Annotated in this window: 26 protein-coding genes; 21 read left to right on the top strand and 5 right to left on the bottom strand. The window is 46.1% G+C overall.

Annotated elements, in window-relative coordinates:
- Positions 1-325: 325 nt before the first annotated feature.
- From M3221_RS01940 to M3221_RS01875, 14 genes are all read left to right on the top strand, one after another.
- Positions 326-880, top strand: a complete 555-nt coding sequence (locus M3221_RS01940; RefSeq protein WP_251269856.1) for a histidine phosphatase family protein — start codon at positions 326-328, stop codon at positions 878-880.
- Between the two features lie 159 nt (positions 881-1,039).
- Positions 1,040-1,456: a hypothetical protein gene (locus M3221_RS01935; RefSeq protein ID WP_251269855.1), complete on the top strand. Its 417-nt coding sequence runs from the start codon at positions 1,040-1,042 to the stop codon at positions 1,454-1,456.
- A 462-nt stretch (positions 1,457-1,918) separates the two neighbouring features.
- Positions 1,919-3,388: a CoA-acylating methylmalonate-semialdehyde dehydrogenase gene (locus M3221_RS01930; RefSeq protein WP_251269854.1), complete on the top strand. Its 1,470-nt coding sequence runs from the start codon at positions 1,919-1,921 to the stop codon at positions 3,386-3,388.
- Positions 3,389-3,464: 76 nt separating this feature from the next.
- Positions 3,465-4,280 carry a 5-deoxy-glucuronate isomerase gene (gene iolB, locus M3221_RS01925; RefSeq protein ID WP_251269852.1) on the top strand — a complete coding sequence of 272 codons (816 nt, stop codon included), beginning with the start codon at positions 3,465-3,467 and terminating at the stop codon, positions 4,278-4,280.
- 26 nt (positions 4,281-4,306) lie between these two features.
- The gene (iolC, locus tag M3221_RS01920; RefSeq protein WP_251269851.1) at positions 4,307-5,290 is read left to right on the top strand and encodes a 5-dehydro-2-deoxygluconokinase; all 984 of its coding nucleotides are present in this window, start codon (positions 4,307-4,309) and stop codon (positions 5,288-5,290) included.
- Between the two features lie 29 nt (positions 5,291-5,319).
- Complete coding sequence (gene iolD / locus M3221_RS01915; RefSeq protein ID WP_251269850.1) at positions 5,320-7,230, top strand: 3D-(3,5/4)-trihydroxycyclohexane-1,2-dione acylhydrolase (decyclizing); 1,911 nt, start codon at positions 5,320-5,322, stop codon at positions 7,228-7,230.
- Between the two features lie 17 nt (positions 7,231-7,247).
- Positions 7,248-8,141, top strand: a complete 894-nt coding sequence (gene iolE / locus M3221_RS01910; RefSeq protein ID WP_251269849.1) for a myo-inosose-2 dehydratase — start codon at positions 7,248-7,250, stop codon at positions 8,139-8,141.
- Positions 8,142-8,158: 17 nt separating this feature from the next.
- The gene (locus tag M3221_RS01905; RefSeq protein WP_251269847.1) at positions 8,159-9,574 is read left to right on the top strand and encodes a sugar porter family MFS transporter; all 1,416 of its coding nucleotides are present in this window, start codon (positions 8,159-8,161) and stop codon (positions 9,572-9,574) included.
- A 46-nt stretch (positions 9,575-9,620) separates the two neighbouring features.
- Positions 9,621-10,655 (top strand): bifunctional inositol 2-dehydrogenase/D-chiro-inositol 1-dehydrogenase, encoded by a 1,035-nt coding sequence (gene iolG / locus M3221_RS01900; protein ID WP_251269846.1) that lies wholly within the window; start codon positions 9,621-9,623, stop codon positions 10,653-10,655.
- Between the two features lie 49 nt (positions 10,656-10,704).
- Positions 10,705-11,583 carry a sugar phosphate isomerase/epimerase family protein gene (locus tag M3221_RS01895; protein ID WP_251269845.1) on the top strand — a complete coding sequence of 293 codons (879 nt, stop codon included), beginning with the start codon at positions 10,705-10,707 and terminating at the stop codon, positions 11,581-11,583.
- A 4-nt stretch (positions 11,584-11,587) separates the two neighbouring features.
- Positions 11,588-12,439: a class II fructose-1,6-bisphosphate aldolase gene (gene fba / locus M3221_RS01890; RefSeq protein ID WP_251269844.1), complete on the top strand. Its 852-nt coding sequence runs from the start codon at positions 11,588-11,590 to the stop codon at positions 12,437-12,439.
- A gap of 90 nt (positions 12,440-12,529) precedes the next feature.
- Positions 12,530-13,720, top strand: coding sequence for an MFS transporter (locus M3221_RS01885; RefSeq protein WP_251269843.1), 1,191 nt, complete (start codon positions 12,530-12,532; stop codon positions 13,718-13,720).
- A gap of 43 nt (positions 13,721-13,763) precedes the next feature.
- Positions 13,764-14,795 carry a LacI family DNA-binding transcriptional regulator gene (locus tag M3221_RS01880; protein ID WP_251269841.1) on the top strand — a complete coding sequence of 344 codons (1,032 nt, stop codon included), beginning with the start codon at positions 13,764-13,766 and terminating at the stop codon, positions 14,793-14,795.
- Between the two features lie 60 nt (positions 14,796-14,855).
- Positions 14,856-15,788: an aldo/keto reductase gene (locus M3221_RS01875; RefSeq protein ID WP_251269839.1), complete on the top strand. Its 933-nt coding sequence runs from the start codon at positions 14,856-14,858 to the stop codon at positions 15,786-15,788.
- 296 nt (positions 15,789-16,084) lie between these two features.
- Here the strand turns inward: M3221_RS01875 and M3221_RS01870 are convergent, their stop codons facing one another.
- Complete coding sequence (locus M3221_RS01870; RefSeq protein ID WP_311316114.1) at positions 16,085-16,891, bottom strand: serine/threonine protein kinase; 807 nt, start codon at positions 16,889-16,891, stop codon at positions 16,085-16,087.
- Positions 16,892-17,396: 505 nt separating this feature from the next.
- On the opposite strand from M3221_RS01870, the gene M3221_RS01865 reads away from it, so the two are divergent.
- Positions 17,397-18,569, top strand: a complete 1,173-nt coding sequence (locus M3221_RS01865; RefSeq protein ID WP_251270101.1) for a Bcr/CflA family multidrug efflux MFS transporter — start codon at positions 17,397-17,399, stop codon at positions 18,567-18,569.
- A 107-nt stretch (positions 18,570-18,676) separates the two neighbouring features.
- On the opposite strand, the gene M3221_RS01860 is transcribed toward M3221_RS01865, so the two are convergent.
- Positions 18,677-19,162 carry an immunoglobulin-like domain-containing protein gene (locus M3221_RS01860; RefSeq protein ID WP_251269838.1) on the bottom strand — a complete coding sequence of 162 codons (486 nt, stop codon included), beginning with the start codon at positions 19,160-19,162 and terminating at the stop codon, positions 18,677-18,679.
- Positions 19,159-19,662, bottom strand: coding sequence for a YceI family protein (locus M3221_RS01855; protein ID WP_251269837.1), 504 nt, complete (start codon positions 19,660-19,662; stop codon positions 19,159-19,161). The genes M3221_RS01860 and M3221_RS01855 overlap by 4 nt, the downstream gene beginning before the upstream one ends.
- 106 nt (positions 19,663-19,768) lie before the next feature.
- Between M3221_RS01855 and M3221_RS01850 the strand changes: the two genes are divergently transcribed.
- The 4 genes from M3221_RS01850 (at position 19,769) to M3221_RS01835 (ending at position 24,626) form a co-directional block, all read left to right on the top strand.
- Positions 19,769-20,014, top strand: coding sequence for a hypothetical protein (locus M3221_RS01850; protein ID WP_396120225.1), 246 nt, complete (start codon positions 19,769-19,771; stop codon positions 20,012-20,014).
- A 207-nt stretch (positions 20,015-20,221) separates the two neighbouring features.
- Positions 20,222-22,051: an assimilatory sulfite reductase (NADPH) flavoprotein subunit gene (locus tag M3221_RS01845; protein WP_251270099.1), complete on the top strand. Its 1,830-nt coding sequence runs from the start codon at positions 20,222-20,224 to the stop codon at positions 22,049-22,051.
- 28 nt (positions 22,052-22,079) lie between these two features.
- On the top strand, positions 22,080-23,813 hold the full coding sequence (gene cysI / locus M3221_RS01840; protein WP_251269835.1) for an assimilatory sulfite reductase (NADPH) hemoprotein subunit: 1,734 nt from the start codon (positions 22,080-22,082) through the stop codon (positions 23,811-23,813).
- Positions 23,814-23,924: 111 nt separating this feature from the next.
- The gene (locus M3221_RS01835; RefSeq protein WP_251269834.1) at positions 23,925-24,626 is read left to right on the top strand and encodes a hypothetical protein; all 702 of its coding nucleotides are present in this window, start codon (positions 23,925-23,927) and stop codon (positions 24,624-24,626) included.
- An 82-nt stretch (positions 24,627-24,708) separates the two neighbouring features.
- On the opposite strand, the gene M3221_RS01830 is transcribed toward M3221_RS01835, so the two are convergent.
- Positions 24,709-24,900: an alpha/beta-type small acid-soluble spore protein gene (locus M3221_RS01830; RefSeq protein ID WP_242234101.1), complete on the bottom strand. Its 192-nt coding sequence runs from the start codon at positions 24,898-24,900 to the stop codon at positions 24,709-24,711.
- A 183-nt stretch (positions 24,901-25,083) separates the two neighbouring features.
- On the opposite strand from M3221_RS01830, the gene M3221_RS01825 reads away from it, so the two are divergent.
- On the top strand, positions 25,084-25,464 hold the full coding sequence (locus tag M3221_RS01825) for a hypothetical protein (protein ID WP_251269833.1): 381 nt from the start codon (positions 25,084-25,086) through the stop codon (positions 25,462-25,464).
- A 64-nt stretch (positions 25,465-25,528) separates the two neighbouring features.
- Positions 25,529-26,200, top strand: a complete 672-nt coding sequence (gene msrA, locus M3221_RS01820; protein WP_251269831.1) for a peptide-methionine (S)-S-oxide reductase MsrA — start codon at positions 25,529-25,531, stop codon at positions 26,198-26,200.
- A 69-nt stretch (positions 26,201-26,269) separates the two neighbouring features.
- On the opposite strand, the gene M3221_RS01815 is transcribed toward msrA, so the two are convergent.
- Complete coding sequence (locus M3221_RS01815; protein ID WP_251269829.1) at positions 26,270-26,530, bottom strand: HPr family phosphocarrier protein; 261 nt, start codon at positions 26,528-26,530, stop codon at positions 26,270-26,272.
- Positions 26,531-26,572 lie beyond the last annotated feature (42 nt).

Raw genomic sequence — 26,572 nt, 5'->3', positions numbered from 1 at the left:
ACATCCATCTGGCTTGTTTCTCTTCTTACTGACAAGTGTTTAAAAGAAGAACAGGAGAGTTTGGTTAAAAGGCTGTTTTCTTTAAAAAAGGTTACTGAGACCCCCTTTTAAAGATAGCTTTTTCACTGTATAAACAAATAAATAAAAGATTCTTATGATGGCTCCCATCCACGCAAAATGTAAGTATACTAGTATGTATAATTGGAAGCATCTGTTGACTGAATGAGCCGGACGAGAGTATACCTGGTTTCACAGGCAAATCAATTATTATATAAAACTATACCATTGAGTGAAAGCTGCTAATAGAAAGTGAGAAATAAAGGTGATGAAAACCATTTTATTAATCCGGCATGGCCGTTCTGCCCATACTGAAAGCAGACCTATGACCGGGCGGGAATTTTTAGCATGGGTGCAGGCTTATAACGAAGCTGGCGTACAGGAAAGCAGCTGCCCGAAGGAGACGGTTTCTTCTATAAAGGATGTACCATGCCTCATCACGAGCGATTTAGTTCGATCCATCGAGTCGGCTAAGCATTTGAATCCAGCTGTTAAAGTACAATCAGACGCGCTGTTTCGTGAAGTAGAGCTGCCAGTTGTTTCTTTTACCCATTTAAAGCTGCCGCCTGCTGTATGGACAGTTTTACTGAGAACAGTGTGGTTAGCTGGATATAGCCGGCATTGTGAATCATATAAAGAAGCAAAGCGAAGAGCGGAAAAAGGAGCGAAGCAGCTGGCCGCAGCTGAACATCGTTCAATTGCTCTTGTTGGTCACGGCTTTTTTAACCAGCTGTTAGCCGGCGAGCTGAGGAAAAACGGGTGGAAGGGCCGCCGGAAAACCAATTCAAATCATTGGTGCTCAACCCTTTACACACTTGAATAGCACTTTTTATGAGATAATGAAAGAAACAGCTGGAAAATCATATGCGGTTACAAAGAGTAAGAGCCAGCTTGTCTCATATCCAGCCGTTTTTATATAAAAGCAATATCTCTTTTAACTTAAAATGGCTGGAGCCTTTATAGCACAAAAAGGAGCCATAACATGCAAAACAAGTCTTTTTATCAAAAAATCAATTGGGTGATGATTGCCCTATTTGCTATTGCAGCTGCTTGGTCTATTTTTTCAACTTTTACAGGACTCGCGCAGCCATCCCCAGCTGACGCAGATGTAGATGTTCAACAGTCACGGCTGCTGCCTTTTTTCGGGCCGGATCAAGCAGCGGGGCTTGTCATACTAGGCGCTTTAGCCGCTTTGCTTATTTGGAAGTGGAGGCGCCTATTTCCGTTCAATGGGCCGCTTGCTTTAGTTTTAGGAGGCATCGTGTATGCTTGGATCTTTTTTACATTCACAATTGGCTGGGTCCGAATGGTTGGAATTTACGGATTTATTCTGGCAGCGGGAATAGGATTTATTATGGTGTTGATTTATGCCATTCTATCTGTTTTTCAAAAAAAGTAATGGGCGAAAATACGGACCTGACAGTGTTTGTCGGGTTCTTTATTTTTTGTCGAAAAAAATTACATTGAAAGTGTTTACAAATCAAAAAGAGTGTTGTACACTTTCAATATAAAGTTTTGAAGGTTCAGAAATAACTGAATGAAATCGATTTCAAATAGCGTTTTCATTTAGTGAGGATCGTTGGATTAATTACTTAATAATCCTATCAAAACGTCAATAAGCTGTTTTCAGTGAAATTGACTGAAATCGATTTCAGTCATATGTTGCTTGATAAGGCAATGTAAAGAGTATTAAGATCATTAATAAGGTAGTAATGAAAACGCTCTATTAAGTGGGCAAGTCTCTTAAACAGCGTTCTTATTTTTGAAACATGATGAAATCGATTTCAGTCAGACACTGCTTTTAAGCCAATGGCCAGCTTCTTGTTTATTTAAAAACCGACTTTTCAAGGAGGAATCAAACATGTCAGCAGTAAACTCAGAAGTGAAAACGTTACAAAACTATATAAATGGAGAATGGGTAGATTCTCTGTCCAGCCAGACCGAGACGGTTGTAAATCCAGCAACAGGCGAAGAAATTGCCCAGGTACCGCTTTCTACAAAAGAAGATGTAGACCGTGCGGTGCAGGCCGCAAGCGAAGCGTTTAAAACATGGTCGCAGACGGCTGTTCCAAAGCGTGCACGCGTTCTTTTCAAATATCAGCAGCTTCTTGTTGATAACTGGGAAGAGCTAGCAAAATTGATCACGATTGAAAACGGAAAAAGCTTGTCAGAAGCCATGGGTGAAGTGCAGCGCGGGATTGAATGCGTAGAATTCGCGGCCGGTGCGCCGACACTGATGATGGGCAGCCAGCTTCCAGACATCGCCACAAACATTGAATCAGGCATGTATCGTTATCCAGTAGGCGTTGTCGGCGGGATCACACCATTTAACTTCCCGATGATGGTTCCTTGCTGGATGTACCCACTGGCGATCGCATGCGGCAACACATTTGTCCTAAAGCCGTCTGAACGTACTCCGCTTTTGGCAGCGAAATTAGTAGATTTATTCAAAGAAGCCGGCCTTCCAGACGGCGTACTGAACATCGTAAACGGAGCGCATGATGTGGTAAACGGCCTTCTTGAGCACCCAGAAGTGAAAGCCATCTCATTTGTCGGCTCACAGCCTGTTGCAGAATACGTATATAAAACAGGAGCAGCGAACTTGAAACGCGTACAGGCGCTTGCAGGAGCGAAAAACCACTCCATTGTGCTGGCAGATGCAAATCTTGACCTGGCAGCAAAAGAAGTAACAGCCGCCGCCTTTGGTTCAGCGGGTGAGCGCTGCATGGCTGCAGCCGTTGTAGCAGTAGAAGACAGCATTGCCGATGAGTTTATCGCAAAACTAAAAGAAGCCGCAGACAACATTCAAATTGGCAACGGTTTAGATGATGGCGTATTCCTTGGCCCGATCATCCGCGACAATGCGAAACAGCGTACAATCGGCTACATTGAAGCCGGTATCGAGCAGGGTGCAACGCTTGTGCGTGACGGCCGTGAAGACGAAGCGGCAAAAGGAGATGGATACTTCCTTGGCGCAACAATCTTCGACAATGTGACACAGGATATGACGATTTGGCAGGATGAAATCTTTGCACCAGTTCTTTCAGTCGTTCGCGTAAAAGACCTGGCAGAAGGTGTTGAGACAGCCAATGCTTCTACACTTGCGAATGGTGCCTGCCTGTACACAGACAGCGCAGCAGCAGTACGCCAGTTCCGTGAAACCATTCATGCAGGCATGCTGGGCATTAACGTTGGGGTACCGGCGCCAATGGCATTCTTCCCATTCTCAGGCTACAAAAATTCATTCTATGGCGATCTTCATGCGAACGGTAAAGATGGGGTTGAATTCTTTACACGCAAGAAAATGGTCACTGCACGCTACGTGAAGTAATATCTTGAATTTGTCCTGGCTGTCCGGCTCAATCCGGGCAGCAGGCCATTCAAGAAAAAATCAGGAGGTACATAACATGAGCCGCTTGCTTCAAAAACCAATGAAAAAAGAACAGTCAGAAGGCGTCACACTCGTTCATGACGTCACAAAAGAAAACTCTCCCCTCGAATATGTCGGATTTAAAGTCATTGATTTGGCTCCCGGCGCCACTTACACTGAATCATTAAATAAAACAGAATGCTGCATTGTCGCCCTGACAGGCAAGATTCACGTAACCGAAGGAAGCGAAGAATTCCGCAGCCTTGGCACACGTGAAAATGTCTTTGAAAAAGTGCCGACAGACAGCGTATATGTTTCCAACGATAAAACTTTCCACGTAGAAGGCGCAACAGCTGCCCGGGTAGCATTATGCTATTCCCCTTCCCAGGAGCAGCTGCCGACTGTACTGATTAAAGCTTCGGAGGTTGGCATTGAAAACCGCGGCATTCTAAGCAATAAACGGATGGTTCACAATATCCTGCCGGATTCCGACCCGCGCGCAAACAGCCTGCTTGTCGTAGAAGTTTATACAGAAAGCGGAAACTGGTCGAGCTACCCGCCGCACAAACATGACCAGGATAATCTGCCGGATGAGTCATTCTTAGAAGAATCTTACTACCATGAAATGAATCCGCCACAGGGTTTTGTGTTCCAGCGTGTGTATACCGATGACCGGTCGATTGATGAAACGATGACCGTTGAAAACAGCGACGTTGTGCTTGTGCCAGCTGGATACCACCCAGTCGGCGTACCGGATGGCTATGAGTCTTATTACTTAAATGTGATGGCCGGCCCGACACGTATTTGGAAATTTTACAATGATCCAGACCATGAGTGGATTTTAAAACGTTAACCAAATTAAAGGAGCGGTGAAAACGGATGAACTATACATTCAATAATGAAAAAGAACTTGATGTAATCGCAATTGGACGTGCCTGCATCGACTTAAATGCAAACGAATACAACATGCCAATGGAAGAGACCATGACGTTTACCAAGTACGTTGGCGGCTCACCCGCAAACGTCGCGATCGGCAGCGCGAAGCTTGGCTTAAAAGTCGGCTTTATCGGCAAGCTTGCCGATGACCAGCATGGGCGTTTTATTGAAAAGTACATGCGTGAAGTCGGCGTGGATACATCCAATATGGTAGTAGATAAAGAAGGCCATAAAACCGGTCTTGCCTTTACTGAGATTTTAAGCCCGGATGAGTGCAGTATTTTGATGTACCGTGATGATGTGGCAGATTTATACCTTGAGCCATCTGAAGTAAGCGAAGACTACATTCAAAAAGCGAAAATCCTGCTTGTATCCGGTACAGCACTGGCAAAAAGCCCATCTAGAGAAGCGGTTTTAAAATCGGTCGGCCTGGCGAAAAAACACGGTGTGAAGATTGTATTTGAGCTTGACTACCGTCCTTACACATGGCAGTCACCGGAAGAAACAGCGGTTTACTACTCACTTGTGGCTGAGCAGTCGGATATCGTCATCGGCACACGTGATGAGTTTGACGTAATGGAGAACATCCAGGGCGGCGACAACGATGAAACCATTCAAAACTTATTCAAGCATTCAGCTGATCTTGTTGTGATCAAGCATGGAGTAGAAGGGTCATACGCGTACGCAAAATCGGGAGAAGTATTCCGCGCGCAGGCGTACAAAACAAACGTGCTGAAGACATTCGGTGCAGGTGATTCATACGCATCCGCCTTCCTTTACGCACTTGTCAGCGGGAAAGACATTGAAACTGCTTTGAAGTATGGCAGTGCTTCTGCATCGATTGTAGTCAGCAAGCACAGCTCGTCGGATGCGATGCCGGTTGCTTCTGAAATTGAGCAGTTGATCGCAGCTGCGGTACATGTGTAAAAAATGATTCGTTAAGAGGTGAGCAACTAATGGGAACAGTTCGATTAACAACCGCGCAAGCGTTAATTAAATTTTTAAATCAGCAGTACATTCACGTTGATGGCGAAGAAACACCTTTCGTCGAAGGCATCTTTAACATTTTCGGCCATGGCAACGTGGTCGGAATCGGCCAGGCGCTTGAGCAGGACGCAGGCCGTTTGAAAGTCTATCAAGGAAAGAATGAGCAGGGAATGGCTCAGGCGGCAATCGCCTACAGCCGCGAAATGCTCCGCCGCAAAATTTATGCGGTCACCACATCTGCCGGCCCGGGTTCGGCAAACTTGATCGCGGCAGCGGGAACCGCGTTTGCGAACAACATTCCGGTTCTTCTGCTTCCGGCGGATACATTTGCGACACGCCAGCCTGATCCAGTGCTTCAGCAGCTAGAGCATGAACACAGCACAGCCGTGACAACAAACGAAGCGTTTATGGCGGTTTCCCGCTATTGGGACCGCGTAACACGCCCGGAACAGTTAATGTCTGCACTGATCCGTGCATTTGAAGTGATGACCGATCCGGCCAAAGCTGGCCCGGCGACCATCTGCATCGCACAGGATGTAGAAGGGGAAGCGTTTGATTATGATGAGCGTTTCTTCGAAAAACGCGTTCATTATTTGGACCGCAAGCCGGCGGTAGAACGCGAGATTCAAGGCGCGGCAGAGCGGATCAAAGCAAGCAAAAAGCCCGTTATTATTGTCGGCGGCGGTGCCCGTTATTCAGGCGCCCGTGACATTTTAAAACAAATCTCTGAAAAACATAATATTCCGCTCGTAGAAACACAGGCCGGGAAATCAACAGTGGAAGTTTCGTTTCCAAACAATCTGGGCGGCGTTGGTATTCTTGGTACGTCGGCTGCCAATAAAGTGGCGCGTGACACAGACCTCGTGATCGGTGTGGGAACACGCTATACAGACTTTACAACATCATCAAAAACAGCGTTTGATTTCGAGAAAACCTCTTTCTTGAATATTAACGTCAGCCGTCTGCAGGCATACAAATTAGACGGATTCCAAGTAGTAGCGGATGCAAAAACGGCGCTTGAGCAGCTGGCGCCTCTTTTGGGAGACTATGAAACAGCATATGGCGGCTTGCTTTCAGCATGGAAAGAAGAGTGGCTGACAGAACGCGACCGTCTGGCGAACGTAACATTTAATCGTGAAAACTTCACGCCGGAAATCAAGGATCAATTTTCTCAGGAAACACTGAATGAATATGCCGATGTGCTGGACACTGAATTCACACAAACGGCCGCTTTGGTCGCTGCCAATGAAGCAGTCGCACCAAACAGCATCGTTATCGGTTCAGCTGGATCACTTCCAGGCGACCTGCAGCGCTTATGGCATTCGGATGTACCGAACACTTACCACCTGGAATATGGATATTCCTGCATGGGATATGAAGTGGCCGGCGCACTGGGTGCGAAACTCGCTCACCCGGACCGTGAAGTATACGCAGCCGTTGGAGATGGCAGCTTCCTCATGCTTCACACAGAGCTTGTAACAGCGCTTCAGTACGATAAAAAAATCAATATTCTCTTGTTTGATAACTCTGGTTATGGATGTATTAATAACCTGCAGATGGATAATGGCAGCGGTTCATACTTCTGTGAGTTCCGTACACATGACAACAAGATTATGAACATTGATTATGCGAAGTTGGCAGAAGCCTACGGAGCAAAATCATACAAAGCCAACACAGTAGAAGAATTGAAAGCAGCGCTTGAAGATGCGAAAAAGCAGTCCGTTTCCACATTGATTGATATGAAAGTGCTTCCGAAAACGATGTCGGATGGCTATGATGGATGGTGGAACGTGGGCGTCGCTGAAGTATCCGAGTCTGAAAGCGTTCAAAAAGCCTATGCCGCAAGAGCGGAAAAATTAGAAACGGCGAAGATGTATTAATAGGAGGTCCGCACATCATGCAGGATATTTTATGGGGCATTGCTCCAATTGGATGGCGCAACGATGACATTCCAGAAATCGGCGCTGAAAATACACTATCTCATTTGTTAAGCGACATCGTTGTAGCAGGATTTCAAGGGACAGAAGTCGGCGGCTTCTTCCCTGAACCTGCCGTTTTAAAAAAGGAACTGGCACTGCGTAACTTAAAAATTGCGGGCCAGTGGTTTTCAAGCTTTATCATTCGTGATGGCATTGAAAAAGCATCACAGGAATTTCATGCCCACTGTGCGTATTTAAAAGAAGTGGAAGCAGCGGTTGCAGTGGTTTCCGAACAAACATACAGCATACAGGGTCTTGATAAAAATGTTTTTGCCGAAAAGCCTTACTTTAGCGATGAAGAATGGACCATTCTTTGCGAAGGGCTGAATGAACTTGGCAAAATTGCCGACAGCTATGGCTTAAAGCTTGTCTTCCATCATCATATGGGAACCGGTGTGCAGACGCTGGAAGAAATTGACCGTTTGATGGAAGGAACAGATTCAAACCATGTCCACCTTTTATATGACACAGGCCATATTTTTGCTTCAGATGGCGATTATATGACGCTTCTTGAAAAACATATGAACCGTATTAAACATGTTCACTTCAAAGATGTTAGAGAGTCTGTAATGGACGAATGCAAACAACCAGGAAAATCATTTAGAGAATCGTTTTTAGCTGGAATGTTTACAGTGCCAGGAGACGGATGCATTGATTTTAGGAAGCCTTTCCGCTTTCTTGAAGAGCATGGATACAAAGGCTGGATCGTTATTGAAGCAGAACAGGACCCAGCCATTGCCCACCCGCTTGAGTATGCATTGATCGCCCGAAGGTATTTGGACGAATCATTGCTTGCACGCGTGGAGAAATAAAAAGAGGTGCATGAACAATGAATACAAACGCAGCCCCATCATCTTTTTTACGTAAGATTATCATTATTTCGACGCTGGGCGGACTTCTCTTCGGTTATGATACAGGTGTTATTAATGGAGCTCTTCCTTTTATGACAGAAGAGATGGGCTTAATGCCTGCAACACAAGGGTTCGTAGCAAGTTCGCTTCTCTTCGGTGCCGCACTCGGTGCTTTGTTTGGCGGACGACTGTCAGACATTAATGGACGCAGAAAAAACATTTTAATGCTGGCCGTGGTTTTCTTAGTTGCCACTCTTGGATGTACACTTGCACCAAACGTCACCGTTATGATCATTTCTCGTTTCTTGCTTGGACTGGCAGTAGGCGGAGCATCCGTTACCGTTCCTTCTTACCTGGCAGAAATGTCACCGGCATCACGCCGTGGTCGTATCGTAACGCAAAATGAATTGATGATCGTTAGTGGTCAGCTTTTAGCTTTTGTCTTGAATGCCATCCTTGGTACAACACTCGGTCACGTTGAAGGAATCTGGCGTGTGATGCTGCTGATTGCCGCTCTTCCAGCCATCTTCTTATTCATCGGTATGCTGAAAGTGCCGGAAAGCCCGCGCTGGCTTGTGTCTAAGAAAAGAGACAGTGAGGCACTTGCTGTTTTAAGCCGCATTCGTTCAGAGCAAGAAGCGAAAACTGAACTAGCTGAAATTAAAGCAACATTTACTGAAGAAGAACATACAAAGCAAGCTGGTTTCAAAGATCTTTCCACACCGTGGATTCGCCGCATTATGTTTATTGGTGTCGGTATTGCGGTTGTGCAGCAGATTACGGGTGTAAACTCGATCATGTACTATGGAACAGAGATTTTAAAAGACGCCGGCTTTACAACAGAAGCGGCACTCGTGGGTAACATTGCAAACGGAGCGATTTCCGTACTCGCTACATTCGTCGGTATTTGGCTGTTAGGTAAAATCGGCCGCCGTCCGATGCTGATGGCAGGACTTGCCGGTACAACTGTATGCCTTTTGTTGATTGCCATTTTCTCAAGCGTACTAGAAGGCTCACCAAACTTGCCATACGTTATTCTTACTTTAACCGTTACATTTCTTGCATTCCAGCAAGGCGCCATTTCTCCGGTCACCTGGCTGATGCTTTCCGAAATTTTCCCGCTGCAGTTGCGCGGTTTTGGAATGGGCTTAACTGTATTATTCTTATGGCTTGTCAACTTCTTAGTCGGCTTGTCATTCCCGATCATGCTTTCAGCAGTCGGACTATCTGGAACATTCTATATTTTTGTGGCACTTGGCGTCCTGGCGATTGGATTTGTAGCAAAATTCCTTCCAGAAACGAAAGGGCTTACGCTTGAACAATTAGAGCAAAAATTCCGCAATCATGGTAAAAAACCAGTGGTAGCAAGCTATACAGAAAACAAACGCGCTTAATGATGTAAGCGTTACAAAAGTGGTAATATAAGGGAGGAAATGAATCATGACATTGAAATTTGGAGTAATTGGAACAGGGGCAATTGGCCGTGAACATATTAAACGCATTACAAACAGTTTAGCAGGCGGTAAAATCGTTGCGGTAACAGACGTGAATCTTGAATCTGCAAAACTAGCTGTTGAGCAATACGGACTTGAGGCAGTTGTTCATGAAGATGATAAAGCTCTTTGCCAGGATCCGAACGTAGATGCCGTTTTGGTTACAAGCTGGGGGCCGGCGCACGAACAAAACGTATTAAACGCCATTGAAGCAGGCAAGTACGTATTTTGTGAAAAACCGCTTGCGACAACGGCGGAAGGTGCAATGAAAATCGTCCAGGCTGAAATGGCACACGGGAAAAAGCTAGTTCAAGTAGGCTTTATGCGCCGTTATGATCCAGGATATGTTCAATTAAAAGAAGCAATTGATGCGAATGAAATCGGTGATCCATTGATGGTCCGCTGTGTACACCGCAACCCGGAAGTACCAGAAACATACGGAACAGAAATGGCCATTGTTGATACACTTATTCACGAAATTGACGTGCTGCACTGGCTGATCAATGATGACTATAAATCAGTACAAGTACTGTACCCGAAAAAAACAGCACGTGCTCATGCGGGCTTAAAAGATCCGCAAATCATTATTTTAGAAACAAAATCAGGCATCATTATTAATGCGGAAGTGTTCGTAAACTGCCACTATGGTTATGACATTCAATGTGAAGTCATCGGTGAGGACGGCGTAGCTTACCTGCCAGAGCCGGCAAGCATCGTGACACGCAAGAGTGCGAAGCTTTCTACAAGCATTATGACAGACTGGAAAGACCGGTTCATTGATGCCTACGATGTGGAGTTACAAGACTTTATGGATTCAATCAAAGCAACAGGCGAGCCGAATGGACCGACTTCATGGGACGGCTACATCGCTGCTGTAACAGCGGATGCATGCGTGAAAGCACAGCAGTCCGGCCAGAAAGAAGATGTAGCGCTTGAAGAAAAACCAGCATTCTACCAAAAGCAGACAGCAGCTGTAAACTAACAAGGGTGCCGGCTCGGCCGGCTCCGTAAATAAACAGGAGGAATTTCTAATGAAACTAGCACTTGATCCAACTATGTATGCCGATCTTTCTTTGAGAGAAATGGTAGATAAAACAGCGGAGCTTGGCTATGACTACATTGAGCTTTCACCGCGCGAGGATTTCTGCCCATTCTACAAGTACCCAAAAGTAGACAGCGCAAAAATTAAAAACTTAAAACGCTACTGCCGTGATGCAGGTGTTCAAATTTCTTCTCTTCTTCCTCTTTACTACTGGGCAGGTCCAGACGAAGACCGCCGCCAGGCAGCTGTACGCAACTGGAAACGCGCCATTGAGGTAGCGGTTGAATTGGAAGTAGATTTAATGAACAGTGAATTCAACGGATCTAAGTTCAATCCGATTGTATGCGAAGAGCAGTTTATCCGTTCTATGGACGAATTGCTGCCGATCTTTGAACGTGAAGGCATTAAATTGAACCTTCAGGCGCATCCATATGATTTCATTGAAACGCATGACGGTGCGATGGATATGATCCGTGCATTGGATAAAGACTGGATTAACCTTGTGTACTCTACAGCTCACACGTTCTACTATGACAACGGTAAAGGCGATATTGCGCCAATGTTTGATTCAGCAGGCGACCGCCTGACGCATGTTTTATTTGCGGATACATTCAACCATATGGCATCAGACGGCCTTCGCTACATTGTGAACCCGCCGGCAGTAGAAGCAACGGTTCACCAGCATTTGAACATCGGTGAAGCAGAAGTAGATTTCGATACAATTTTCCGCAAGCTGAAAGAAATGAACTTTGATGGCATCGCAACAAACGCTGTATTTGCCTGGAAAGACAAAGCGGACTGGTCAAGTAAACTTATGCTTCAAAAAATGAAAGAAGGTCTTGGGTTAACGGAGAAAGTCGAGGGCTGATTGTATGTTAGTATCAATGAAAGATATGCTGCAAAAAGCAAAGCAGGGCGGCTATGCCGTCGGTCAATACAATATTAACGGACTGGAATTTGCCCAGGCGTTTTTGCAGGCAGCAGAAGAAGAACGGGCACCCATTATTCTGGCCTCATCCGATAGGCTTGTGGACTACCTCGGCGGCTTCACAACGATTGCCGCCATGGTCAAGGCGCTGATGGAGGAATTAAACATTACCGTGCCGGTTGCGCTTCATTTAGATCACGGCATGAGCGTCGAGCGCTGCAAGAAAGCGATTGATGCAGGTTATACGTCTGTCATGATCGACGGCTCCCACAGCCCAATCGACGAAAATATTGCGATGACGAAAGAAGTCGTCGCGTATGCAAAGGAAAAAGGGGTAACGGTTGAAGCAGAAGTCGGCACAGTCGGCGGGCAGGAAGATGGCATGGTCGGCGGTATTCAATATGCGGATCTGGATGAATGTATCCGAATTGTTGAAGAAGCCGGCATTGATGCACTGGCCGCAGCGCTTGGTTCGGTTCATGGCCCGTATCAGGGTGAGCCGCAGCTGGGCTTCGATGAAATGAAAGAAATCTCAGAGAAAACGGACGTGCCGCTTGTCCTGCACGGCGGCTCCGGCATTCCGCTTCATCAGCTTCAGCGCGCCATAGAGCTTGGCCACGCAAAAATTAATGTCAACACAGAAAGCATCCAGGCATGGACCGCCTCTGTCCGTGAAACATTAAACCAAAATCCGGATGTATACGAGCCGCGGCTTATTTTATTGCCGGCCATTGAAGCAGTAAAGGACGCTGTAAAAGGGAAAATGAGAGAATTTAACACGAGCGGCAAAGCCTAATACGCTTGTCTGGTATCAAGAGAGAGGAGCTGGTCCATTGCATAGGACGGCTCCTTTTTCTCAAAGAGCCGAAGAGCAGGATGTGAGCATGTGAACAAACGCAGTCAAAGATTGTTTTTACTGATTTCTTTTCTTTTTTGGTTTTCGCACTTTATTTATATTCCGATGCTCTCTCCTTACATCGAGCAGATAGGGGGCACGTATACCTTTATCGGCATCGTTTTGGCAAGCTACGGGCTTATGCAGTTTTTGTTTCGCCTTCCGATCGGCATCGGGTCCGATCTTTGGAATAAGCGGAAAGGCTTTGTTGTGGCCGGTATGGCTGTAAGTATGTTCAGCTGCCTCGCTTTTGCGCTGACTGAAAGCCTTGGATGGGTGCTCCTGTCCCGTTCACTGGCCGGCATCGCTGCCGCCACCTGGGTGGCTTTTACCATTCTTTTTTCGAGCTACGCAGCGGAGCGGAATTTGCACCGGGCTATGGGCCATTTATCTTTTGCCGTTGTATTTGCCCAGCTGCTCGGGATGGCGCTCAGTGCATGGATCGTGGAAGAGTGGGGCTGGCATGCACCTTACTGGTTCGGAGTCGCTTTCGGAGCCGCGGGCCTGCTGCTTTCGCTGTTTGTAGCAGAAGGAAAAACAGAAACAAAACGGGAGCCGGTTCGGCTGAAGGAGCTCGGAACAGCGCTGAAGGAACCGGCGCTGCTAAAAGTATCTCTGCTGTCCATATTAGCGCATAGCATCATGTTTACCACGATGTTTGGTTTTACGACTGATTATGCACTGTCAGCCGGCATGAGGGCGGGTGACATCACAATTCTTGTATTTGCTTTTATGGTGCCGCATGCTGTTTCTACCTTGTTAAGCGGCAGCTGGTTTGTTCCGAAGCTGGGTAAATGGGGCACGCTGCAAGTCGCTTTTTCTGCCGCGGCAATCTTTACTTTTTTTATGCCGTTCGCAGATACAAAAGCAGCCTTGATGGGTTTGCAGCTCGTAAATGGATTTGCCCTTGGCCTTTTATTCCCGCTTTTCCTTGGTATGGCTGTAGAAGAAATTCCTCACGCCAAGCGGGCGACAGCAATGGGGGCCTACCAGGCTCTTTACGCTATCGGTATGTTCGCCGGTCCTTTTTTAGCCGGCATTTTAAACACGTATTTTGGACTGGAAGCAAGCTTTTATTTCTCCGGTGCTGTTGGTGTATTAGGCGCTTTGTTTAGTTTTAAATGGCAGGGGGAAATGAAAACGGAATCAATATTTAAGCATAATAATGAGAGTTCGTTATAATAGAGATAATAAGAACGGAACAGGGAAAAGGCAGGTGAACAATATGATGAAAATGAGAGATGTGGCCAAACGGGCGAATGTATCTCCGGCTACTGTGTCCCGGGTGCTTCGCCAGCCAGATTTGGTCAGCAAAGAAACGAAAGAAAAAGTAATGCGGGTGATTAACGAATTAAACTATAAACCGCATATGATCGCCAGCCAGTTCCGCACACGTGAAACAAAAACGATTTTAGTGGTGGTACCGGATATTACCCGTCCGTTTTTTTCCGAAGTGCTGCGCGGCATTGAGCATACAGCGCTTCAAAACGGCTATCAGGTTATTTTGGGTGACACAGAAAATCAGGTTGAGCGGGAAAGAGAATATATTGAGCTTCTATATAGAAAACAGGCAGACGGTGCCGTACTATTAACCGCCCGTATGGATCGGGACAGCCTGGAAGAATTATCGTCCCAGTTTCCGATCGTTCTTGCTTGTGAATATATGGATGGCCTGGACATTCCGACGGTTTCGATTGACAACATCAGCAGTGCCCGCAAAATAACCGAGCACTTGATCAATGTCGGACACCGGAAGATTGCGCATATTTGTGGTCCTATGGATATTATCTTAAGCCGGGACCGGCTGCGCGGTTACAAGCAGGCGATGATGGGCCATGATCTGCTGATCGATCCTTCCTGGGTACAGGAAGGAGATGATGGACTGGATTCAGGCTACAATCAAATGGTGAAACTGCTGGCGCTTGAAGATCGTCCGACGGCTGTGTTTGTGTTTAATGACGAAATGGCGCTTGGCTCAATTAAAGCGGTTAAAGACCACGGTCTCCGCGTACCGGAAGATATAGCTATCGTCGGATTTGATAACCTGCGGATGGCGTCTCTTTTCACTCCTTACATGACGACGATCGATCAGCCGAAATATGAGATTGGCCAAAAAGCAACGGATTTGCTTTTAACGCTTTTAAAAGGCGGCTCAATTGACCGGAAAAAATTCGTCATGAAAGACGAGCTGATTATCCGGGAATCGTGCGGGTTTTATCAGAAAGAGCGATTGTTTGGAGCGACCGAAGGGGTTTAGCCCCTTCTCATTCCGGCAATAGGAAAAGGGTGGAAAAAAGCAAAAGGAGATGTATACATAATGACAAAGCTTGTGCAGATCGGCAAAACAGACTTGCGTGTAAACCCGATTGGCTTTGGCGCCAATGCGGTAGGAGGCCATAACTTATATCCAAACCTGGATGAAGAAGCCGGCCGTGATATGGTGCGTACAGCGCTTGACCATGGTGTTAACTTTCTCGATACAGCCTTTATTTACGGACCGAAGCGTTCAGAAGAATTGATTGGGGAAGTGTTAAAAGAGCGGGGAAATCGATCAGAAGCTGTGATTGCTACAAAAGCAGCGCATGTTCTAACGGATGACGGCGAAAAATTTGACAATTCTCCGGCTTTCTTAAAAAATGCCGTAGACGAAGCATTAGGACGCCTCCAAACGGACTATATTGATTTGTTTTATATCCATTTTCCAGACGAACAAACACCGAAAGATGAAGCGGTTGGAGCGCTAAAGGAATTGAAAGATGCAGGGAAAATCCGCCATATCGGTGTCTCTAATTTCTCTCTCGATCAGTTGAAGGAAGCGAACAAAGACGGTTATGTTGATGTTTTTCAGGGAGAATATAATCTGCTTGCACGCGACGCGGAAAAAGAATTGTTCCCGTACCTTGCTGAGAAAAACATTTCATTTGTGCCGTATTTCCCACTTGCATCCGGACTTTTAACAGGCAAGTACGATAAAAATGCGACATTTGATGATCTTCGTAATGACCTGCCATACTTCCAAAAAGGAGCGTTTGAAGCGAACCTTGAAAAAGTCGATCAAATTCGCCCGATTGCAGAAAGCAAAGAGGTAGAACTGGCTCATTTAGTGCTGGCATGGTACTTAACACGTGATGCGATTGACGTTATCATTCCAGGTGCAAAACGATCTGAGCAAGTATTAAACAACTTAAAAACATTAGATGTTCAGCTTACACAAGAAGAAATCAGCAAAATTGACCAGGTATTTCAATAATGATACATGCTCTGGTATTAGGACAGCTTGAGAGTGTAGACAAAGTAAGAAAGCAGGCTGATTGAAAACGTCTGACTTTCCAGGAATGCCGCCGGCTGGGAAGCGGAGTGACCTTTTAGGGTCATGAGCATTCACAGCTGGCAAGTGACGCCGAAAGCGGGCGTTTGTCAACAGCCTGAAGCAGCCCTGGTACCAGGGCTGCTTTTTTATCGGCTGACTTTTTTCAGACCTAAAGCTTAAAAAAATGGCTTAATATTTTATAAATCAGCCCAAAGGGGAAAAGCGCTGCCGTTACATTAAAGGCAGCGCTTTTCCGGTGAATCTATGACACATTGAACATCTGCTATTAGCTCATCGGCTGTCTCATAAGGCTGATCCAGCTGGAGCATACGACGAATCACACATCTTGCTGGAGAAGAAAGCGTCAGTTCTTCTTCCCAGCTTTTTTCTTTTTTGGACGAGGGCTCGAATGTAGAATACAGCAAAAACAGAACAAAATGACCGAGCGCAAAAAAATCGCTTCGAACAGACAGCTCCCGAAAAAGCGGGTGCTCTTTTTTTCGTCTGCGCCTAGAGGAGGGGTTGCTGCCAAGAATCCGTGCGAGGCCAAAGTCGATTACATGCACAGCTGTCCCATCCCACAAAATATTTGGGATGCGCAAGTCCCGATGAACAATCCCTTGACGATGAAAGTATTGGACTACATAAAGGACCTCTAATAGGATTCGGAATGCTTCTTTTTCGGTATACCGTTGATTTTGATGGAAAATTAATTCCTCAAAATTGGGAGCGTTTATCGAGTCCATCACAAAAAACGGCACGCCATCCCTTTTAAAAGCGGCGACAAACCGGGGAATGGCCGGGTGACGAAGCTGCTGCAAAAAATGAGCTTCCTGCCAAAAGAAGTTTATTTCAGCCGGCTTGTGCCGTTTACGGTTGCGCAGCTGTTTAACCACTACATCCCGGCCGGTCTGCAAATCTTTCGCTTTGTACGTGAGGCCATAGCTGCCTCTGCCAAGCAGGCCTGCCAGCCGAAATCGGCCGCCAACGAGAATGCCTGGCTTTAGCGGTCGTTCAATTAGCTTGGAAAACATCATATGCATACGCTTCAGCTGCTGTAAGAGCTGAAAGAAGAACCGCGTTTTTTCTTGTAATAATGATGTCCATGCTTTGAAGATTGATGGGAATGTTTTCGAGATCGGTGATCACTGCTGGAATAACGGCGGCTGTGAGAAGATTTTTGATTCAGTATCTGTTGAAGAAGTTTCTTTAGCATGAAATCCCTACTTTCCTGTTTTTCTTTTCTACGAATCAAATAAAAAAAGGTTTCATCTTTTGTTTGCTTTTTTTATTTTCAGCCCAGAAGAAGGCTCGCAGAAGATCATTGTATATGTTCCACTATATTCATATGCTTAAACGGACGAAAAAGAAGAGGGATTCTTTTATTCTATCAGTAGAAAAGAACAAGCGGGAATGCTGGGCGAGCGAGACCAAATCCGCTATACTGTTCATATTGTGAAACAAAATGAGCTTCTGGACGAGCGTTTTTTTGTTTTGGAAAAAGAGGTGGATAAATTGGAAAAAACACGTACCATTAAGCGGACGCAGATGGCGATTCTTCTGGGAGCGCTTGGAGCGATGGGCCCATTTACGATTGATATGTACCTGCCATCGTTTCCGACGATTGCCGATGACTACGGGACAACTGCGTCGCTTGTACAAATCAGCTTAACGGCTTGTTTGATCGGTCTTGCTTTGGGACAGCTTGTGATCGGGCCGATGAGTGATGTGCGCGGACGGAAAAAACCGCTGGCCTTCTTTTTATTTTTATATTTTGCCGCGTCTCTTTTCTGTGCCTTTGCACCGTCTATTTATTTGTTTATTGCCGGACGTGTGGTTCAAGGATTTTCAGCAGCAGCCGGTCTTGTTGTTTCCCGGGCAGTTGTGCGGGATATGTACAGCGGGCGTGAATTAACGAAATTTTTTGCGCTGCTTATGCTTGTCAACAATCTTGGGCCGATTTTAGCGCCAATTGTCGGCGGCGGCGTGCTCGCTTTTACAGACTGGTCCGGTGTATTTCTTGTCCTTAGCGTGATCGGCATCGGATTAATGCTTGTCGTAACATGGAAAATGGATGAAACGCTTCCGGTTGAACGGCGCCAGCCAAGTAATATTGCCCAAACGTTTAAAAGCTTCGGTTCCCTTGTGAAAAACCGGGAATTTATGGGCTACGCGCTTGCACAAGGCTTTATGGTCGGCGGGATTTTTGCCTATGTTTCAGGTACACCTTTCGTGTATCAAAATATTTATGGCGCATCTCCCCAGCTGTTCAGCCTGCTTTTTGGTATGAACGGCATTGGCATTATGATCGGCTCACAAGTAGTCGGCCGATTTTCAGATACCATTTCAGAAGCCAAATTTTTGCGGTTCGGCCTGTGGATGTCGGCAGTATCAAGCATCGTACTTGTCATCATGGTATTGATTCATGGACCGCTTTATTCGATCGTAATTCCCATTTTCTTTTTTGTTTCTTCAATTGGTATCATTGGTACATCCGCTTTCTCTCTGGCGATGGAAACGCAGGGGCATATTGCCGGCAGTGCGTCGGCGCTTCTTGGACTGCTTCCATTTGCACTTGGGTCACTGACAGCGCCGCTTGTCGGCATTGCCGGTGAAAATACGGCTGTTCCAATGGGGCTGACGATCTTCGGTGCCAGCATGTTAGCAATGATTGCGTATTTCGGGCTCGCCCGGGGTGCCAAAAAAAGTCCACAATCATGACGATTGTGGACTTTTTTATTTCAATAATTAATCAAGTGAGCAGTCCAGCTAAAAGACTTTACCTTTTTTATGAAACAGCTCCACATCATAAGAGGTATGGAGCTGATTTAGTTTCCAATCTCAAAAGGTGCTGCCAGCCAAAATTCCGTTCCATACACACTGCGTCCATTTTCATCGATAGAAAAAGAACGAAACGCTTTGACGATTCTGTACTTGCCCGCTTCGAGCGGTTTTTGGAGATGGCCAAGGTCAACCGTTTCAATGGTTTGCTTGCGGGGTGGAGACAACAGTGCAATTTCTTCAAAAGCATCCCTGTTTTTTTGGAACGGCACAGCATACCAGGTACCGTCGAGCTGCTGTTCAATTCGGAAGGCGCGGCCATATGTAAAATCAGTATTACGCCCATTTTGAATCATCAGTCTTAAGGCGCTGTCAGATACGTTTTGCACGGTAAGAGACAACCCATTTTTTTGTGAGGCCATTTCCTGCAGGGGTGCACCTTTTTCGGCTGCCGGCTCGGGCTCAGGTTCACCCGGCTGGCAGGCCGACAGCAGCATCGCACAAGCCGCTATATAGACAAGCCGCTTGTTCATGCAGCTTTCACCAGTTGAAGATCCAGTACAATCTTTACGTCGTCTTCCATATGCACGCCTCCTGTTTCGAGCGTTAAACCGTAATCGCTGCGTTTAATGACGGCTTTTGCCTGAAGGCGGGCGGTTTCACCCGTGTCGGAATTCTGTTGCTCATTAAACGTAACAAAAAAAGATTCTGTCCGGGTTACGCCGTGCAGGGAAAGGTCACCGACGAGTTCGTATTGCCCGTTCTCCTGATCCAAAATATTGTTAGCGATAAACCGTACTTCTGCGTATTTTTCCACATCAAAAAACTTCTCTGATATCAAGTGGGCATCAAGTTCTTTACTGCCTGTTTGTATGGTGGATAGATCCACATTAAACGAGATGTTCGCCGTTACTAAATGATCTGCCTCGGCTTCAATCGTCGCTTCATACGAAGGGAAGGAGCCCTTCACATGATTGACAGCAGCATAAACCCGGCTCTGGGATTTATCCACGACCCATGTTGGTTTGTCCATTATTAAAGTCCCCCTTAATCTTTTCTTTTTTTCATTATTTCCCTGCATTGTCACGAATAAAACAAACAGCAAGCCAGGACATACTAAGTAAAAAGGAGGTGAGCAAGTGGACAAGAAAACGGATTATAAGGAATTGTACAATGTACGGGACCAGTTGACCCTGATTCCGGAAGAATTTCCAGAAGGGGCTTATGGACAGCCAATTGATAACGAAAAACCAGTGGAAGGAAAAAGTACGCCGTGGAAAAAAGACCAGCACGTGGCGAGCAACTTTACGTACGAATTCAAGCATCTGCATGAAAACCGCCCCAGAGAGTACCCAGGAGCACATCCTACACACGATGAAAAATAATTTGATTGACGGCGCCTTTTCCTTAAAAGAAAGGTGCCGTTTTTAATGAACAGGGACTGAACTTTTCTTTTTTTGCTGTACTATAAGTAATTGCTAATGGTTGATATAATTAAAACCGACTTGACTTGTAGGAATAATACGACTACGATAAATGTATTATTATGGCGTTAAAAAGAATTTTCCTATAAATTTGTGAGGTGGATCGTGTTGCAACTTCAAGTAACGAACAGTCCGTTTAATGAGGAGCAGGCAGAGCTCCTGAATCGCCTTCTGCCAACACTTACAGAAGGGCAAAAGGTATGGCTGGGTGGATTTTTAGCCGCTTCTCCGTCTGTAACTGTTTCAGCGGCACCTGCTCCAGCTGCGGCTGAAATAGCAGCACCCGTTCAAGCTGCAGCTGCTCCAGCTGTGTCGAAAGATGTAACTATTTTATACGGTTCTCAAACGGGTAATGCACAGCGCTTAGCCCAAAAAGCCGGCCAAACGCTCGAATCAAACGGATTTAACGTCACGGTTTCGGCAATGAGTGACTTTAAGCCAAATAATCTGAAAAAAGTACAAAATTTGCTGATTGTAGCCAGCACACATGGAGAAGGCGATCCGCCGGATAATGCCATCACATTCCATGAATTTCTTCATGGCAAGCGTGCGCCAAAACTGGATGATCTTCAATTTTCTGTTCTGTCTCTTGGCGACAGCTCGTATGAATTTTTCTGCCAGACAGGAAAAGAGTTTGATCAGCGTTTAGAAGAACTCGGCGGCAAGCGTATCGCACCGCGCGTTGATTGTGATCTTGACTTCGACGAGCCGGCAGCAGAGTGGATTGACAGTGTCGTAAAAAGCTTGTCCGAGGCATCGGCGCCAGCAGCAGCTCAAGCGGCACCGGCAGCAGCAGGTCCACAAGTGGCAGAATCTGAGTACTCAAGAACGAACCCGTTTCGTGCGGAAATCCTTGAAAGCATTAATTTGAATGGACGCGGTTCAAACAAAGAAACACGCCACATTGAGCTTTCTCTTGAAGGATCAGGTCTTACGTACAAACCGGGTGATGCGCTTGGCATTTATCCAGAAAACGATCCAAAGCTGGTTGATGAACTGATTGCGGCATTTGGCTGGAATCCAGATGAAACAGTGACGATTAACAAACAAGGCGATGTCCTTTCATTGCGGAATGCACTTTTAACACATTATGAAATAACAGTATTAACAAAACCATTGCTGGAAAAAATCGCTCAGTTAACGGGCGTAGATGAGCTTCATGACTTAATCGGCGATAGCGAGAAAGTGAAAGCCTACATACACGGCCGCGACCTGCTTGATGTAGTACAGCAATTTGGACCATTTGGCGTTTCACCTCAGGATTTTGTGAATGTACTTCGAAAAATGCCGGCTCGTCTTTACTCGATCGCCAGCAGCTTAGAAGCGAATCCTGATGAAGTACATTTGACAATTGGTGCGGTCCGCTATAATGCGAATGGCCGTGATCGAAGTGGTGTTTGCTCGATTCTTTGTGCCGAGCGTTTAGAGCCAGGCGATACATTACCGGTTTACATTCAGCATAACGACAACTTCAAGCTGCCGGAAAATCCGGAAACACCGGTTATTATGATCGGACCAGGAACAGGCGTAGCTCCATTCCGCGCGTTTATGCAGGAGCGCGAAGAGTTAGGTGCTGACGGAAAAGCATGGATGTTCTTTGGAGACCAGCATTTCGTAACCGACTTCCTATACCAGACTGAATGGCAGAAGTGGCTGGCAGACGGCGTGCTGACAAAAATGGATGTGGCATTCTCACGCGATACAGCCGAAAAAGTATATGTACAGCACCGGATGCAGGAAAACAGCAAAGAATTGTTCGAATGGCTTCAACAAGGCGCTGCCGTTTACGTATGCGGCGACGAGAAAAATATGGCTCACGACGTACACCAGACATTGATTGATATTGTAGAAAAAGAAGGCAGCATGAGCCGCGAGCAGGCAGAGAAATATGTAGCCGATATGCAGCAGCAAAAACGCTATCAGCGCGACGTATATTAAGTTTTATGATCGAAAGGGGACAAGCACAATGAGCAAAACGGTAAATGACCTTCACCAGCTGCGCGCACCAGAAGGACCGCCAAGTGATGTAGAAGGCATTAAAGAGAGAAGTAATTTATTGCGCGGCACACTTGCAGAAGTGATGCAGGACCGCATCTCAGCCGGTATTCCAGAAGATGACAACCGCTTGATGAAGCACCACGGCAGCTACTTGCAGGACGATCGTGACTTGCGCACAGAACGACAAAAACAAAAATTAGAGCCGGCATATCAATTTATGCTGCGCGTGCGCCTTCCGGGCGGTGTAGCAACATCAAGCCAGTGGCTGATGATGGACACCCTGGCGCATAAATACGGAAACGGCACCCTGAAACTAACAACACGTGAAACGTTCCAGATCCACGGGATTTTAAAATGGAACATGAAGCAGACGATTCAAGACATTCATTCAACGATGATGGATACGATTGCGGCATGCGGAGACGTAAACCGGAACGTAATGGCTACGTCGAATCCATACCAGTCGGAAGTTCATACCGAAGTTCACGCACTGGCACAACAGCTGAGTGATGACCTGCTTCCGAAATCACGTGCTTATCATGAAATTTGGCTTGGGGAAGAAAAAGTAGCCGGCACGCCGGAAACGGAAGAAGTAGAACCAATGTACGGTCCGCTTTACTTGCCGCGTAAGTTTAAAATCGGGATCGCGGTACCGCCTTCTAATGATATTGACGTGTTTTCACAGGATCTTGGTTTTATTGCCATCGTTGAAAACAACCAGCTGACTGGCTTTAATGTAACAATCGGCGGCGGTATGGGGATGAGCCACGGTGATACACAAACATATCCGCAGCTCGGAAAAGTAATTGGCTTTGTAACACCTGATAAAGTTGTTGATCTTGCGGAAAAAGTCATTACGATTCAGCGCGACTACGGAAACCGTTCTGTTCGTAAATATGCCCGTTTTAAATATACAGTTGACCGTCTTGGCCTCGAAAACGTAAAAGCAGAGCTTGAGCGCCGCCTTGGCTGGACGCTTGACGAAGCACGCGATTTCCATTTTGACCATAATGGTGACCGGTACGGCTGGCAAAAAGGCGTAAAAGGCAAATGGCATTTTACAATGTTTGTTGAAGGCGGCCGGATTGTGGATTACCCTGAATATCAATTGATGACGGGTATTCGGGAAATTGCAAAAGTACACAAAGGTGATTTCCGCCTCACAGCCAACCAAAACTTGATTATTGGCAATGTGTCTGCTCAAAACAAGAAAAAAATTGAGGCGCTCATTGACCAATATGGATTAACAGAAGGACGCCACCATTCAGCGATCCGCCGCAGCGCACTTGCCTGTGTAGCCCTGCCGACATGCGGCCTTGCGATGGCAGAAGCTGAGCGCTACCTGCCGGGCTTAATGGATAAAATTGATGAAATCATCGATGAAAATGGCCTCCGCGATAAAGAAATTACGATTCGTATGACTGGATGCCCGAATGGCTGTGCCCGCCACGCGCTTGGCGAAATCGGCTTTATCGGAAAAGCGGTTGGCAAATACAACATGTACTTGGGCGCTGCGCATGACGGCAGCCGCTTAAGTAAAATGTACCGTGAAAACATTGGAGAAGAAGAAATCTTAAAAGAACTGCGCGTCGTTCTTTCCCGCTACGCAAATGAGCGCCAGGAAGGCGAGCACTTCGGTGACTTCGTCGTTCGTGCTGGTATCGTCGAAGCAACGACGGACGGAACGAATTTCCACAATTAATAAAATAAAAAAGACAAGAACCTAGGTTCTTGTCTTTTTTGTGCTGTCTAAAATCTTCGCTGTATGCATACGAATGGTAAGAGGTTTCAAACAGCGGAGAGGAGCGCCCTAATGGACGAAAAACAAGTCATTCAAGTGCACCATGGAGATGTTACGGGAGACCGGGTGCCGGATATTGTGTACTTAACAGCCGTTCAAACGGCCGGCAGTTCATTTTTGCAGCAGATTACACTCGTTGTTCAGGACAGGCGTACAGGCGGTTCTTTCCGGCTTTTGCTGCCTGAAAATACAGGCTACAATCCAACAGTATTTCTCGGCGATTTTACCGGTAATGGAGTAAAAGATATTTTGGTGGTGACCGATACAGGCGGGAGCGGCGGCACTGTTTACGCTTATGTATATTCTTATGATGGCGGGCGTTTTTATTTGATTTTTGACACAGCTCTGTTTAACAAGCAAACACAATACACTGTCCGGTACCAAAATAATTATAAAGCAGAAGTAACAAGCAGGCAGCCGGCAAAACGGTATATCTTAGACCTGACAACGAAAGGGCCTGATTACTTGAACGAAATCTACAACCTGGACGGCACATTAAAGCAGCCGGTCGAAGGATGGGTCTCACCGCTTTCAGGGCTTTATCCGATTGATTTTGACCGTAACGGCGTGTATGAGTTAAATACATGGCAGGGCATTGCCGGACGTTACAATGCAGATCGCCTTGGTTATGTGCAAAACGTGTTAAAATGGAACGAGCGTGCATTCCAAATAGAGCAGCAGTATGTATCAATTTGGGGAGAAGAGGAAGAATAAGGACGCATGCCCCTGAAAATAAAGCGTCAAAAACCAAACTGGTTTTCCGTTTCAATTTTGCAGGATGCATGCGTAAGAAAAATTAACCTTGAAGCTCTTGCTGAGCAAGGCGGACTAGTCGTTTCGTGATTTCGCCCCCTGTTGAGCCGTTTGCCCGCGAAGTAGTATCTGCTCCAAGCGTGATACCAAATTCGCTGGCAATTTCGTATTTAAATTGTTCCAAAACTTGTTCTGCCCCAGGGACAAGAAGCTGTTGCCGGTTATTGTTTGCCATGTTTTTTCACCACCTCTTCTGTTTGCTTATACTATTTGTTTTGCAGGGGAGAAACATGCAGAAAAAGCGGTAGCAAATGATATCGCTTTTGGAAGGATTCCACTTAGGTGGCACAGGCGTTTCAGTGGATGAAGATAAGGGTAAAGCCAAAGAGCAGACCATCTAGTCAAAGGAGTGATTTACATGCATCATGGATATCCAAAAGTAGGAGACTCCCTTCAGGCATTTGTGAATGTATGCGGCCAGCCGTCGCCCGAATCAACCAATGAAATGATCTTATTTGAAGTTCCCGGCATCAATGCCAAGTTAACGTGCTGGATCGATGAAGAAAAAAACGTACATAAGCTGTCAAGTTCGATACCGATGGGTACGCAGGCAGCGGTAGAGCTGGCGAAGCGATTTCTGCCAATGGATGCAAAGCCTGCTGATACAAGCCTTGATACCGATTCAGCTAAGCTGAACGCGTTAATTCAAACGTACAGCGTAGATCATAAGGGAAAACAAAAACAAGCGGTCATTACTGCTGAAGAAACAGGCGCTTTTACAGTTGCCATTGAAGACTAACGGCTCCGGGCCTCAGCTGCCCGGAGTTTATTTCGTTTTGATTCATATGTATAGGAGGGAAATCATGCATACCATTGCAGAAATTGAAGCAAACTGGCAGGCGCACATGTCAAACCGTCAAACCGCTACATTTGGCATGGGCTGTTTTTGGAGCCCGGACGCTCGTTTTGGTGCCCTGCCCGGTGTGATTCGGACAAAAACCGGCTTTGCGGGTGGTACAACAAGTAATCCGGTCTACCGGCAAATGGGAGATCACACAGAGACGGTACAGATTGAATTTGATCCGGATATCCTCTCTTTTAAAGAAATTCTTCATATCTTTTGGGCGAATCATACGTCAACAAACCGGACAGAATACAAAGACCGCCAGTACATGTCGATTCTTTTTTATCACAATGATGAACAAAGGCAGGCCATTGAGCAGGTCAAGCGTGAGCTTGAAATGAAAAGAAATGAACAGATTGAAACAGAGATTCAGCCGTTTTCCGTTTTTACGCCTGCAGAAGAGCGGCATCAAAAGTATCATTTAAAACGATTTAAGCGGGCAGCGGAAAAACTCGCCTCTGTATTTACCACACCCGCTTCTTTTACCGATTCAACTTTGACCGCCCGCCTCAATGGATTTGTAAAAGAATACACGACTTTGTCCCAAATTGAAGAAGAAATCCATTCATGGGCCATTTCTGATTCAGCCAAGGAGGAGCTCTCTGCTTTTATCCGCGGGCTCCGCTGGTAAACAGAAAAACGAGTCAGGGTGTTAGGACGGGTTGATACAATTCCATCTTCCCATAAAATACGCGCCCTGCTATGAAGCGGGGCGTGTTTCTGTTTGTTCAAGTGCTGTTCCGATGGCTTTAATGGCCTCGTATTCATCGATTCCTTTAGCTGTAAGTGTCATTTCCCCATTGGGTGAACCAAGTGCCAGCACTCCCATAATCGATTTCATATTGACGTGCCGGTTTTGATAATGAAGATAAATATCGGATACGAACTGGCTGGCTAAATGAACAAGTGGAACAGCCGTTTGCGGGGTAAAGCTTCTTATGTAAACAGTTTTAACAAACATGCGTATCAAACCTTTCTTCGTAGAATAAAAGTATTTTCAGTA

The organism is Domibacillus indicus, from assembly GCF_023715895.1.
GTDB lineage: Bacteria > Bacillota > Bacilli > Bacillales > Domibacillaceae > Domibacillus > Domibacillus indicus_A.
Note: the sequence above shows the minus strand (reverse complement) of the source record. Positions and strands in the feature narration are given on the sequence as shown.